Raw genomic sequence first — 13,621 nt, 5'->3', positions numbered from 1 at the left:
TGCAATAAAAAGTATGCTGAATAATATTTTCTCGTGGGGCATCCGAAGCTCTAAGGGAAATGAGTCAAGTAAAGAAAAGGAAACTGTGGAAGCCGTTATTGAACAACATGAAAGTGATGTATCGGAGCCGAGTAGGATTTATAGTGCACTGGATTTTATCGATATGTTTCTGGAATTGAAAGCAATGGAGCCAAACCATAATAATTGGTCAGCTGAAAATCTCAAAAGCAATCCGCCGCGATACTATCGTTTCAAGCAATTGGAGTCATTGTATAGAGCATTGGGAATAACATATGCAGTACAGGATTTTGAGAAAGGGGATTTTGTAAATCTCCGTTATAGCGAGCATTATACTATTCTTCACTCTGACTTATTGCAAGTATTTGAAAATCAAAAATTATATAATGAAGAAATTGAAGCAGAATTGAAAAGCATTAGTTTACGCGATGTCCAGCGCATTTTTCTAGGATTGTGGAAATTCGTTCAGGCAGTAAATGAGGTCGAGCATTTCAATAGTGGTGTTTTAGAAGCCGGATCAATTGCACTTCGATACACGATTTATAATACTAGAGGCTATCTAAGTAAACATAATATGGATCGTATTCGTCATATTAAACTTATGTTGGCGTCAATTATAGATCCGGAAGATAAGAAGATAACTAAACAAGAACTTGTGATAAAATACACGTTCCCTAACGTACAACTATCAGAAATCGACTTTGATTGGATATAGATTTCGTTAAATCTCGGCCCATGCACTCCACCGACCAGCAAGCCCACGACGAATTGCGTGCCTGGCAGCAGAAGATGCAGCGGCGTCCTTCGCAGCTGAATCGTTTCACGCGCCATCTGCAAACACGTCTGAACGCGCTGCTGCCCGAGCGGGTACACCTGGCCCTCACGGCCGCTATCAAGCAAATGGTGCGCGGGGTGCTGTTTGGCTCGACGCACACCACCGGCCAGCCGCGCCTGGGCCTGCCGTTAGCCGAACGTGAAGAAGCGGTACACACCCGCATTCGGTACTACCGCAACACCGCCGCCGTAGAAGGCGCGGCCACCGGTGCGGCCGGCTTCCTGCTTGGCCTCGCCGATTTTCCCCTGCTGCTCGGCATCAAGCTCAAACTGCTCTTCGACATCGCGGCTCTTTACGGTTACGACGTGAAGGATTACACCGAGCGACTGTTCCTGCTGCACGTTTTTCAACTGGCCTTCAGCAGCCAGCACACCCGCAACGACGTGTACCGCCGCGTAGCCGATTGGGAGACGTACCGCCAAACCCTACCCACCGATGTGCACGAGTTCGATTGGCGCACCTTTCAGCAAGAGTACCGCGACTATATTGACCTGGCCAAAATGGCTCAGCTGGTGCCTGTGATAGGGGCGGCCGTGGGCGCTGTAGCTAACTACAAACTCATCGAGCAGCTCGGCGACACGGCCATGAACTGCTACCGTTTGCGTTGGTTTGGCACCGAAACTAATCCGGGTTCGGTTCAGGAGTACTAGCTGCCAGCCGCGGTATTAGGGTTATTCGCTAAACAGCGTCCGAATCCAGGCAATGATGCCTTGCTCTACCTGCGGTGAGAAAATGGGTTTCGGTTCGCCACTGATTACAGGCCACTGGGTTACGGGAGCCTGAAACAGGTGGTTTATTCCTTCAACGCGGCTGCTACGCACCCGTTTGTTGCCCTTCAGACCCTTTTCAAGCAAAGCTAGATTCGATACGTTCACTTGCGTATCGTCTGTGCCGTGCAGCAGCAGTATAGCCGCGTTAACCTTGCCAAGCTCCGCCTGTGGGTTAAAGTCCAGGTAGTAGCGGTACCAGGGCGACGTCATTTGGCTGGCGCGTAACTGCGCGGCACCCGGCGGCAGGTCGCGGTTGTACTGGCCAATCATGTTCGTGAGAATAGCTTGCGCCTGCCCGTTGTCGGCGGTTTGGCGGACCACTTCCAACAAGGTTTTCTGCTGCTTTACAATGATTTCCTGGCGTTTTTTGTCGGCTGCCCGCTGGCGCATTTGCTGTTGCGCGAGGTAGGTTTCAATTTGAGCGGCGTTGGCTCCTTTCGCCCGCAGCTCTTCTACTTTCAGCGCCAATTGCTGCTGGGTTTTCAGTTGGCGGCGCGTGTAGTTTTCCTGGGCGGTATCGGCTTCCCCGGCGGGCCGAAAGCCGGCGGGCTGCTGCAGCAAAACTTCTCGGCCGGCAGCCCCGGAAGCGGCCAAGGCAACGACAAAAGCAGGCGGTAGGGGCTGGGCAGCCACCAGCAGCGCCACATTACCGCCTTCGCCGTGCCCGATAAGACCTAACTGGCCAAAATCGATGAGCGGCCGGGTACGCAGAAAACTCAGCGCCGTTTGGGCGTCCTTCACTAAATCGGCGGTGGTGGCGGCCGTCACGCTACCGCCCGATTGGCCCACGCCGCGGTCGTCGGTGCGGAGTACGGCCACGCCGCGGCGGGTAAGGTAGTCGGCCAGCAGCCCAAACATTTTATAGTCGCCCATGGTCACGTCGCGGTCGTGCGGGCCCATATCAGAGAGCAGCACCACGGCCGGGAAAGGCCCTTCGCCGGGCGGAATGGTGAGCGTGCCGCTCAGTCGAATGTTGTCGCGGGAGTTGGTGAACGACACTTCCTCTACCCGGTAAGGCGGCGGAAACTTAAAGTTTTTGGGTGGGCTAGCGGGAAGGGCCTCAAATTGCAAGGTTAAAGCCGTTTGAAAACCCTGTTGTTTCCACTGACCCTCCAACTGCTTGCCGTCGGGCGTGCGTAGGCAGGTGTAGGTGCAGCCGAGCTCCTGCGTATCGAATATGACGGTGTCGCTCTTTACGTCCACCGTCATCAGGGCCCGACTAATGCGTTGGGCGGGCACATCGAGCACGGCAAAACGGGTGCCGTTGGCCAGCTCCGTTACGGTAATGGTTAACGGCAAACGACCACCCGGTACTGCCAATTGGCCTTTCCATTGACCTTCCAGGGTTACTCGAACGGCAGCGGGGCGCACCTGCCCAAATGCCAGACCCGGGAGGCAGATCATAAAACACAAAAGCCAGCTCCTGAAGGAGTTGGTAAACCGATTTGACATAACGCAACAGCAATAGGCAACGCCACGCGTGCAAGCTGGGCTACCTGGTAAGGTGTGTGAAGGGCAAAACTAAAAGGGCGAAAAGTAACGGGGCTGAACCCGGCGGATACTAGCGTGTTTCCGCCGGGTTTGCAGCCGCGAAGGCATTATTGGGGCAGCAGCACGCGGTCGATTACGTGAACCACACCGTTGGTGCACTGCACGTCGGGAATGACGATGTTAGCGGAGGCCGAACCGTTTCCGGCGCCGCGCACGGGCAGCACGCCGTTATCGAAAGCTCCAAACAGAACGGGGGTGCTGCCGGCCGAAGCCACGGTGGCGTTTTCGGGCAGCTCAGAAGTAAAGCGGCCGCCCGGCACCACATGATTCAGCAGAACTTTGGTAACCACGTCTTTGGGCAGGCGGCGGATATCGGCCGGTGAGGTGGAGGCGCTTCCCAGCAGTTGACGCAACAAGTCGCGGAAGGCTTGGTCGGTGGGGGCGAAAACCGTGAGTTGGGGGCTGCCCGGCGAGGCCGAAAGGGCCCCCGCTAACTCGCAATACAGCACCGCTTCCACAAGGTAAGTCAGCTCGGGCTTCACGAAAACCTGCGCGGTGCTCAAGGCCACCGCCGACTGCACAATGTCGGCGCCGGTGGCCAGCATTACTTTATCGGTCACGTGAATGGTGCCGTTTGCAGCGGTAATGTCGGTGCGTAGTATGCGGGACCCGTTTACGTACAAATTACCGTTGCGACTCACCATGCGCCGGGTAATGCCAAGCAGCGAAGGCGTAACCGTACCAGCGGGCAGGGTGCTGATGCGGCGCGAGCCGTTGCTCACGTGGTATTGCAGCGTGGTGGTGAGAAATGGAGTTTGCAGGGCATTCAGGTCGGCAGCCGTGCGCAAACCGAGCCGGGCAAAGGCGTCGTTGGTCGGGGCGAAAACCGTGAAGTTGCCTTCGGGGTCGTTTGGATTTTTATTAGACAGTACGCCCACCACGCCGCCGCGCACGGCCGCGTCTTCCAGCATGCTGAAATCGGGATTGGCCACGGCCACGCTGGCAATGGACGGATCGGCATCCGCTTTTTTATCGCAGCCTGAAAGCAGTAAAAGAGCGGCCGTGAGGCCGGAAAACCAAAGGTGTAGGGTTTTTTGCATGAGCAAAGGGGCAACAAGTTGAACCAGCGTAAGACGACTTCACCGGCGAGTAGGCATACAAACGCAACGCGCAGGAGAACTGGATTTTGTCTATTTGGGAAAAATATTCCCGAATAGAATCCAACGCCAGAACCTTGACCGTAAGTTGGTCGCGACAGAAATTTAACAAATTCAATGGGATTGTGTTTTTGCTCTGTCGGCATCAACAGCCGTTTTCTTTGCCCTGCCACTTGTATGCAACACACCTACTTCGCGCGAACTTTCCTGCTAGCCGCTACCCTGTTCTTTGTTTCTCACGCTCAGGCCCAAAGCCTGGTTAGCGGGTTTATGGTAGGCAAAGGCCACGGCTCCGTAGCCTTTACGGGTACCGCTGAACGCTACAAAAACGTGTATCTGGTGCCCGAAAAGGTGGAAGGGGTACCCGTTTTTCAGGAAATCCAGGTGTCTTCGGTGAGCGTGTACACCACCTACGGCATCAGCAACAAGGTGGAAGCCATTGTAAGCTTGCCCTATATTAAGTCGGAAGGCAAAGGCAACAACGAAGGCTTTACCAACTCGCGCAGCGGCCTGCAGGATATTACGGGCCTGCTCAAGTTCAAAACCTTTTCAACCGAAGTAGGAAGCAGCGTGCTCGATTTGTTGGGGGTAGTGGGGGTAAGCACCCCGGCCAGCAATTATCAGTCGAACGTGGGCTTGGAGTATATCATTGCCATTGGTAACCGCGCCACCAAGCTCAATACCTTGGGCGTAGTGCACCTGAAAACACCCTCAGGCGTGTTCCTGACCGGCCAGGCCGGCTACAGTTACCGCACCCGGCAGGTGCCCAACGCCTTTATTGCCGATGCCAAAGTGGGTTACGCCGGCCTCAACCTGTACGCCGAAGGCTGGGCCTCGTTCCAGCAGTCGAGCGACGAAGGCACCGACATTCTGCAGCCGGGCTTCACCGGCGACTTCACCGCTACCCGCGTGAACTACACCCGCGTGGGCGTGAGTGTTTTTAAGCCGGTGGCCAAAGGTTTCGGGGTGGTGCTAGGCGCCAGCCAGTACGTGGGCGGCCGCAACCTGGGCCAGTCCACGGGCGTGTCGGCGGGTGTGTCGTACAACTACTAACCCGCTGATTGGCTGGTTATTCAACGGCCCTTTTCAGTCAGTCCAAAACAGCCTCCGCGCGCCTGCACCGTTAAAGCAGGCGCGCGGAGGCTGTTTTTATACCGGCCGTGAGGCAGACATAAATCGGGAACGATTTGCAGATGCGGCGAGGCGGCTCCTACCTTTGCGGCATCAATTCTTTACTGCTGAAGGATTGTTTTTATACAGAGGCGCGGAGAGACAGGCTCGACGAAACGCCGGCAACCCCCCGGAACATCCGGAACGGTGCCAAGTCCTGATCATATAAAAACAAGTTGCTGTGGGCGCTCTGGTCAGCCTTTTTGCTTCGTTTATCCGCCGTGGGGCGGCGTACTACCCATCTACCAACCCGCAGGCCATGGGCCTGCACGTAGAGGGCCGTTGCTGTTGTTGTTGAAGTACGCTTTCCGGTAACGGTCATCACACTTGTGCCCAATTGGGCGCTGATGCATAGCAGGACCTTACTCTCCTGCGGGTAGATGGCATTGCGCCATTTACACCTTCCTTCTGTCTTCTTTTTTGCTTCTCGTTTGGTAGCCCTAAGTAGGCGTCACCAAGCGTGGGCGTCACGCAATGCGCAAGGCACCGGTTTCCGGTAGCTCTCGGCCGATTGCAGCTTTCTTAATCATGCTTAAAAAATCGTTGGAACTGCTGCGGCTGGAAGCCGCAGAGACTGGCTCGCATACGCTCAAACGCAGTTTGGGGCCGTTTAACCTCATTGCCATTGGGGTAGGGGTAATTATTGGGGCGGGTCTGTTTTCGCTTACCGGTATTGCGGCCGCGAACCACACGGGCCCGGCCATTACCCTGTCGTTTATTGTGGCGGCCGTAGGCTGCGCTTTCTCGGCTTTGTGCTACGCCGAGTTTGCCTCTATGGTACCGGTAGCCGGCTCGGCCTATACGTACTCGTATGCCACGCTGGGCGAGCTATTTGCCTGGATTATTGGGTGGGATTTGGTGCTGGAATACTCCGTGGGGGCAGCCACCGTGGCCATCAGCTGGTCGCAGTACTTGGTGCGGTTTCTGGCCAAGTACGACCTGCACATTCCGCCGCAACTGGTGATGTCGCCGTTCGAAACCAGCACGCTGGCCGACGGCTCCACGGTGCATGGTGTGGTGAATTTGCCGGCCATTCTGGTGGTGTTAGCTATTACGGCCATCATCGTGCGGGGCACACAGGGCTCGGCGTGGTTTAACGCCATTGTGGTGGCCCTGAAGGTATCGGTGGTGCTCGTGTTCATCGCCCTGGGCTGGCGCTACATCGATCCGGCCAACTACCAGCCGTACATACCGGCCAACACCGGCAAATTCGGCGAATTTGGCTGGAGCGGGATTCTGCGCGGCGCCGGCGTGGTCTTCTTCGTGTTCATCGGCTTTGATATTGTGGCCACCATGGCCCAGGAAGCCAAGAACCCACAGCGCAACATGCCCATCGGCATTATTGGCTCCTTGCTGGTGTGTACGGTACTGTTCGTGCTGTTTGGGCACGTTATGACGGGCCTGGCCAACTTCTCGGAGTTCAAGAACAGCGCGGCGCCGGTAGCCATTGCCATCGAAAAAACGCCCTATGCCTGGCTGAGCTCGGCCGTAATTCTGGCCATTCTCATCGGCTACACCTCGGTTATTCTGGTCGATTTGTTGGGCCAGTCGCGGGTATTCTTCTCCATGTCGCGCGACGGATTGCTGCCGCGCGTGTTTTCGCAGGTGCATCCGCGTTTCCAAACCCCGCACAAGTCCAACCTGCTGCTGGGCGCTTTCATCAGCCTGTTTGCGGGCTTGGTTCCCATTAATGTAGTGGGCGAAATGTGCAGCATCGGTACGCTGCTGGCCTTTGTAATGGTGTGCCTTGCCGTACTGATAATGCGCAAACGCGAGCCAAACGCGCCGCGAGCCTTCCGTACGCCGTGGGTGCCGCTGGTGCCCATTCTCGGCATCATTACCTGCTTGATTATGATGCTCAGCTTACCTTGGGACACATGGTTGCGCTTGTTCGTGTGGCTGGCCCTCGGCTTGGTGATTTACTACGCCTATGGCAAAAAGCACAGCAAGCTGCGGCTGGGTTTACAGGTTGATGATACCGTGGAGCCCGAAGGGAACCGAATAGCCTAAAAGCCTTCAAAAGATAACCGCAGCGGCGGCAGGAGCGCATCATTAAGTGTTCCTGCCGCCGCTGCGGCCTGCAATACGCTTGGAGCAACTATTTCAGCCAGAAACGGCTACGGGTTTTTTGCCACAGCTGAATCACCTCGGGCTCGGCATTGGTCAGGAGCAGCAGCCCCCCGTAGGTGCCCGTGAGAACCGCTGAGCGCAGCACCATGGTCAGAAATGCCGAGGGTAGCGTGGGCACCAGCCATGCCGCGAGGCCTGCCGCCGCCGCAATACCCAGCACCAGCAGGATGCGCATGCTAAAGGGTTGCATGCGGTACGCGTACCACACAAACCACGTGCGCGCGATGTTAATAGCCGTCATGGCCAGTAGCGTGGCCAGGGCTGCGCCGGTTATGCCCATTGGCGGAATTAGCACCAGGTTCAGCACTACCGTGATTACAGCCAGGGAAAGATTGAAGATCAGGTCGAAGCGGTAACGGGGCGAGGTAACTACAATGAGTCCGTTCACGCCCGTAATGCCATCTATAAGCCGACCGGCCATCAACAGCAGCACGGAAACCGCGCCCGCCGCGTATTCGGGCTTGCCAATAAGGCCGTAGATGAAATCGAGATTTAAGCCGATTCCTAGGGCCAGGTAACACCCAAGCACCGTGCCCAGGCGCGTGGCCCGTCGGTAAAAATCGGCCATGCGGGTCAAGTCTTGCTGTTTCCAATAATCGGCCAGCAGCGGAAAGGCAATCTTGTTCAGCGCCCGAAACGGAATAACCAGCGCCGTGCTGATGTAGGCGGCCGTGGTGTACACCCCCGTAGCCGCGAAGTTGATCTGCGCGCCTACCATCAGCGTGTCGATGGAAGTGATGATGAGGCCCGACATGTTGGAGAGCAACGCAAAGCCGCCATAGCCCACTAGGGTTTTCAGCGGCTGTACGCGCAGCACGGCGGCGTTAGGGCGGAGGTGCAATTCACCTATGTACAGCAGGTAAAGCACCGTTACCAGCACATTGAATGCGTAGAGGCTAATAAAGGCCAGCACGAATTCGTGGAAACTCAGCAACCCTTTGCCGTAGAGCACGGCCAGGATAATGGTAAGCACGCGCTGCCCGATATCCTGCACGAAAGCCGTGAACGAGGAGTGGTACAAGGCCCGTAAGTACGATTCGAGCAGGCTGTAGAGCAGCGTGAAAAACGCCAGCAGCACCACCCAGAAGTAATACGGATTGAACAGCGCCGACTCGTGCTCGTACTGCCGCAACACCAGCGGCCGCCCTAGCAAGTACAAAGCCGTGACTACGCCAAAGCCCAACATGGGCAAGCCCAGCAGCAAGGGTAGGAAGCCGTGGTGCCCCGTTTCGCGGTTGCGGAAGTAGGGGAAAAACCGAATGCCCACACTGCCGAAGCCCAGCGCCGCCACCTGCGCGTAAATGGTGGCAATTTGAACCAAAGTGCGCGTCAGGCCAATTTCGTCGGGGGCCAGCAGGCGCGGCAGCACGAAAGCCGTGTTCACGAAGCCCAGGCCCAGGCCAACGTACGATATTACAGTGTTGCGCAGCCCTTGCCGCTGGAGGATGCCCAAGTGAGGAAATGAAAGGCAGATACGGAAACAGGCAAATGATTACAGCTGCGACGGTTGCGGTGCGCCCCTTTTCTCAGCTCGGTTTTTGGTCATTCACAATTTGCTGGCCGGTCATGAACGCGACATTACGGCTGCGAAGGTACTCCATCAGCGCAGCGAACTGGCGCGGCCCGGTAACGGTGTTGGCCGGATCGAAGTGGTCGTTGTGCCAAAGCAGAGTGCACACGCCCCCAAACCGTTCGATTTCCTGCAACATGGGTTCCAATGCTGGCAATATTTCTTGCGGTGCTAGCTGCAGGTAACTCGGGTGGTGCAGCGTTGCATCCATCACGTTCAGCGGAATTTCCAGAAAGGAACAGGCTCGGCCAGTTGCAAAATTGAAGGGCTGAAACGGCAAACAGTAACTGTTGCGGAACCCAAAGTGCTCGGGAAAACCTAGCGTTGAATCGTAGCCGAAGCCTTCCGCATCCACCAAACCAGGTGTGAGGCGGGGCTCCCAGCTCAGGTAATGGAAGCGGTTGCCGGAAACGGTGCCGGGCAGTAGCTGCTTTTCCCGGCGCAGCTTGGCCGCATCGGTAGCCGTGCCAATGCTACCGTGTACGGACAACTCTGCGCCGCTGGCCTGCAGGTTTCGTAAGCGACGCTGCATGCCCGGGGCGCTTACGCGGTAGTCGGCGTTCGGCGTTCCGTTCGCGGCTTTTTGGGTGCTGCCGAGCATAAAAAAGGTCGATGGGGCACCGTGCTTGCGGGCTGTAGCCTGCACAGCTTCCAGGTTGTTCCAGGCATCGACCCCCGCCAAGCTGCGCATGGCTATCTGGAAGGTTTCAAGCAGCCGTCCTTGCTGCAATGCGGCTTTCGCCGGTGCTTTCCAAGAACCGAACAGGCTGTCTACGTCGTGGGTGACGAAAGCCGCCCATTTCGCACCACCAAGCCAGCGGCGGGGGCGGAGCTGCTCGCCCGTTACGTGCTCCACGGCTGTGCGCAGCACCTCGAAGTAGCAGTTGACCACCGGCACATCCACAAAACCATATTGGTGTTGCACGCTGGCCGCGTAAGGAAACCGACCGTGCTGGTCGCGCTCTTCCGAAAAGTATTCCTGCCAGCCGCTAAGTAGGTAGAATGCCGCCGAAACCAGGTCGGCATGAACCAGAGCACGGCCGGACTGCAATGTCAACAACGGCTGCCCGGCCGCTGGACCGAAGAAAAACGGTACTTCCCTGCCTTGCCACTCGTGCCATATGGGGGCAGGCGGGTACGGCTGGCGTTGGTCAAAGAAGCCGGCATCAGCAACTGCAACTTCCACCTGCGCCTGCTGGCCGGGCACCCCAATCGTAACCGGGCTTGTTGGCTCGTAGGCCTGCCAAAAGTGCTGCAACACGTAGGCAAGGCGTACTTCGGAGCTAATAGAAGCTGCCGCAACGGGCACAGCAGGAGCAATAATGGACGCGGGCATAAGGCTGCGAAGATATCCGTTACGAAGTTTATGCTTGAAACTGGTCAACAAAAAGCTACGGGCCGCTGCACGAATGCAGCGGCCCGTAGACAACGAAACCCACAACGAGGTGCTATTCGATAACCAAACGTTTGGTGGCCACGCCTTCAGCCAAGGCAACCCGCAGCGTATAAACGCCCCGGGCTAAGGCCGGCAGTGCCAGTTTTTGATTTTCCTGAGCAACCGTAGCGGGCAGTTTCTGCGCAAACACCTGCTGGCCCAATGCGTTGACCACCGTTACCTCGGCACCTAGTTTGCGGGCCGAAACCGGCAGGCCCAGCCATAACTCCTGACGGGCGGGGTTGGGGTACACGCTCAACTGTTCGCTGAGTGCGGTGTTAGCGGCCAGTGGCCGGTTGGGGTTCAGCTCCAGCGAAAAACGACCCGGCAGGGTGGTGCCGGTGGCCGTGAAAGAATAGATGGCCTGCTGCGCCAGGTTGATGCGGGTACCGGTTTGCGCATCGTGCAGAAACGCGGTGGTGCCGGCCGGCAGGTTGATTAGGCGCGAGGCTTCCAGGGTGTAGGAGCCCGGCTGCGCCACCTGTACCAGCAGCGGCACCGTTACCGGGCTTTGGCCCGGCAGAGGCAGGCCGCTGATGGAAAGCTCGCTGCTGCCCGCCTGAATGGCCAGGCGCGTGGCGTTGCTGCCGGCCAGCTTGTAGGCATCGAAAGCGGCGTCGAAACCGGCGGTAGCACCGGGCTGGAGGTATACCGTTACCTGATCGGCGGGGCCAGTGCTGCCGCGCAGTTCCAGCTGCACCAGCGGACGGGTTTCCTGGGTGCGTTGCAGCGCCGGGTTCTGGTAGCTCGTCAGGCGGGAGGCGTTCGAAAAAATAATTGTTCCGAAGTCGGCTCTGGGTACGCTCGTGCGAATAAAAAAGCCCTGGCCCATGGGAATGATGTTTGAGCCGCCGTTGGCCGAAACGCCGTTGATGTACGTGGCGTACGAGCCCGTGTACTGTCCCGAGGACTTAAACACGTACAGGGCGTTGTCAACGTTGTCGGCCCCGGTAATGAGGACGTTCCAATCGATAGGGCCAGGAAAGGGGTTACCAATCAAGTTCCAGCCCGCCTGAGGCAAACCATTGCGTTGCGGAATTATCGGCTGTCGCCCTTGCGTGTTGAGTGTGCCCACGAAGTCTACCATTTGGTTGCCGGCAATGTTCACGGAATAGGCCGAAGCAAAAGAAAGAACAACGTTGGTAGTAGAAGCTGGCGACAACCAGCCTTGATCGAAATCGGCTACCGAAGTACCTGGGCCAACGTCATTCGTGCCGAAGTAGAATATGTTGGGGAAAGGAACGGTGCTGCTGGTGTAATTAGGATTTACAATGGGCGTGAACGATGCTGTAGCCAGATCGGCGAGAGGAGGGTTTTCCACCGGGGACGATAGGTGGCGGTAGCCAGGACCCCCGTTGAGCGAGCCATCGAGGTAGCGCTGCACAGTTACCCGGCCGGTTACCGATGCGGCGGGCACATTGTAGAGCATGGCCGTAGCACCCGCATCCGACAACAGCGTGAGCGTGTTGTCGGTCAGAGCCAGGTTGCCGTTGGCCGTTAGTACGCGCCGTATTTGCAGGGGCAAGCTGGATTGTGCCCCGGCCGTGCCCACGGTCAGGTAACCGAGGTCGGCCGTGCCGGTGCCACTTAGCGTTTGTTGCGCCGTACCGGTAAGCGTAACCGTGCCCAAGCCCGTTACTGTGCCGTTGTTGGTCAAGTTGCCCGCTACCGAAAGCGTACCGCTAGGGGCAACCGTCATGGAAGCACCCGCCGCTACAGTAAAGCCCGCCGCAGAAGCGGCCGAGCTCAGCACCGGCATCCGAATGGCATTGGCCGGAATGGACACATCGTCGGTGGCGCCGGGCACCACGTTGGCGCTCCAGTTGGCGGCATCCGTATACACGCTGCTCACGGCCCCGGTCCACACGTTGTTCACCAGGATGTACTCGCCGCGGTAAGCATGGCCGCTCAAGGCCACGGCCGAAGCCGTGTTGGTGGTAGCGGGAGTGGTCCAGCTGGAGGCATCGTTGGCGGTGCGCACGGCCATCTTTTTCCCCGTCGAGCTACCGTCCTGCGGGCGCAGCGTGAGCGTGTAGTTGGCTGCATTAGCCGGCGAGGTAAACACCCCGAAATAGCTGCTAGCCGCGCCGGCCCCAGGCGAAACCGCCGGGGCACTGTTCACGGCGTAAAGCTGAACGCCCTGCACCGGGCCGATGACGTTGCTTACTTCAGCCACGTCGCCGTTGGCCGCCGTCAGCGACACCGCGCCGCCCGGGTAAGCCGATACGCTGGCGTCGCCAATGGCCGCACCGGAGCGGATCCAGGAAGGAGTGGTTCCGAAGTTGTTCAGGGTGCCATTCGTGGGCACCGAGCCTTCATCGAGCAATGTGTTACCACTGGCTTGGTCGAAGCGGAAATAGGCCACCAAGTTAGAGGGTGCCGTGGTGAATTTTTGGCACATAGCGCCCCTGATTTCGGCTGGAGTACGGACCGTGCGCCAAACCCGCAGCTCATCAATCTGGCCCTGAAAGTACTGCGCATTTGCCCCAGCATACATGCCAATAGCCATGGGGGCTGACGAAGCAATGTTGCCGTTAGTATAGTTGAAGGTCGTGCTGTTGACCAGCGCGCCATCCACATAAATCTGCCAAGTGTTACCTGCGCAAATACCCACTAGATGGTGCCACCTTCCATCATCGACCCGCATGGTCGACTGACCCGATGTGTAGTATTGGAAGTTACCGGCCCTCCCGTGAAAACTGGCTAAGCCATTGAAAGTCTGAAGATGGTAGCCTTTGTCGTCGCCATTTGAGTCCTGGTATTTGCCCATCACCCACTGGTAGCCACTGTTGGTGGTCTTGATCCAGGCTTCAACGGTTACCTGCTGCGTTATACCACGGTTGTTGGTCCCACAATTAATGGAGGTAGAACCATTGAATGAAATAGTATTGCCAGCCCCCTGCAAACCTTGTCCCGTAGCGCCATAGCTCAGGCAACCTAGCAGCAGAGCGGGAATTACTCGGCAAGAAATTCGCTTTAAAATGGACCGTTCTCGAGTAAGGAAGTGCGCCATAGAGTGAAGAGCATCGGGGTTAAAAGAACTGC

Annotated in this window: 9 protein-coding genes and 1 riboswitch; of the genes, 4 read left to right on the top strand and 5 right to left on the bottom strand. The window is 57.4% G+C overall.

The window, feature by feature from the left end; genetic code table 11:
• Positions 1–13 precede the first annotated feature (13 nt).
• Entirely contained in the window at positions 14–733 is a 720-nt protein-coding gene (locus ABD903_RS17285) for a hypothetical protein (protein WP_345226368.1), read from the top strand.
• Between the two features lie 20 nt (positions 734–753).
• The gene (locus ABD903_RS17280; RefSeq protein WP_345226366.1) at positions 754–1,503 is read left to right on the top strand and encodes an EcsC family protein; all 750 of its coding nucleotides are present in this window, start codon (positions 754–756) and stop codon (positions 1,501–1,503) included.
• Positions 1,504–1,524: 21 nt separating this feature from the next.
• On the opposite strand, the gene ABD903_RS17275 is transcribed toward ABD903_RS17280, so the two are convergent.
• Both ABD903_RS17275 and ABD903_RS17270 read right to left on the bottom strand, forming a co-directional pair.
• Positions 1,525–3,027, bottom strand: a complete 1,503-nt coding sequence (locus ABD903_RS17275; protein ID WP_345226364.1) for an alpha/beta hydrolase family protein — start codon at positions 3,025–3,027, stop codon at positions 1,525–1,527.
• Between the two features lie 194 nt (positions 3,028–3,221).
• Positions 3,222–4,214, bottom strand: coding sequence for a fasciclin domain-containing protein (locus ABD903_RS17270; RefSeq protein ID WP_345226363.1), 993 nt, complete (start codon positions 4,212–4,214; stop codon positions 3,222–3,224).
• 234 nt (positions 4,215–4,448) lie between these two features.
• Between ABD903_RS17270 and ABD903_RS17265 the strand changes: the two genes are divergently transcribed.
• Positions 4,449–5,324 carry a hypothetical protein gene (locus ABD903_RS17265; protein ID WP_345226361.1) on the top strand — a complete coding sequence of 292 codons (876 nt, stop codon included), beginning with the start codon at positions 4,449–4,451 and terminating at the stop codon, positions 5,322–5,324.
• A 196-nt stretch (positions 5,325–5,520) separates the two neighbouring features.
• Positions 5,521–5,613: riboswitch (SAM riboswitch) on the top strand.
• A 356-nt stretch (positions 5,614–5,969) separates the two neighbouring features.
• Positions 5,970–7,451 carry an amino acid permease gene (locus tag ABD903_RS17260; RefSeq protein ID WP_345226360.1) on the top strand — a complete coding sequence of 494 codons (1,482 nt, stop codon included), beginning with the start codon at positions 5,970–5,972 and terminating at the stop codon, positions 7,449–7,451.
• 88 nt (positions 7,452–7,539) lie between these two features.
• Here the strand turns inward: ABD903_RS17260 and ABD903_RS17255 are convergent, their stop codons facing one another.
• The 3 genes from ABD903_RS17255 to ABD903_RS17245 form a co-directional block, all read right to left on the bottom strand.
• Positions 7,540–9,024, bottom strand: a complete 1,485-nt coding sequence (locus tag ABD903_RS17255) for an oligosaccharide flippase family protein (protein WP_345226358.1) — start codon at positions 9,022–9,024, stop codon at positions 7,540–7,542.
• A gap of 73 nt (positions 9,025–9,097) precedes the next feature.
• Positions 9,098–10,477 carry a DUF7033 domain-containing protein gene (locus ABD903_RS17250; protein WP_345226356.1) on the bottom strand — a complete coding sequence of 460 codons (1,380 nt, stop codon included), beginning with the start codon at positions 10,475–10,477 and terminating at the stop codon, positions 9,098–9,100.
• Between the two features lie 112 nt (positions 10,478–10,589).
• Positions 10,590–13,589 carry a LamG-like jellyroll fold domain-containing protein gene (locus tag ABD903_RS17245; protein WP_345226354.1) on the bottom strand — a complete coding sequence of 1,000 codons (3,000 nt, stop codon included), beginning with the start codon at positions 13,587–13,589 and terminating at the stop codon, positions 10,590–10,592.
• Positions 13,590–13,621: the final 32 nt, after the last annotated feature.

The organism is Hymenobacter koreensis (assembly GCF_039541855.1).
Taxonomy (GTDB): Bacteria; Bacteroidota; Bacteroidia; order Cytophagales; family Hymenobacteraceae; genus Solirubrum; species Solirubrum koreensis.
Note: the sequence above shows the minus strand (reverse complement) of the source record. Positions and strands in the feature narration are given on the sequence as shown.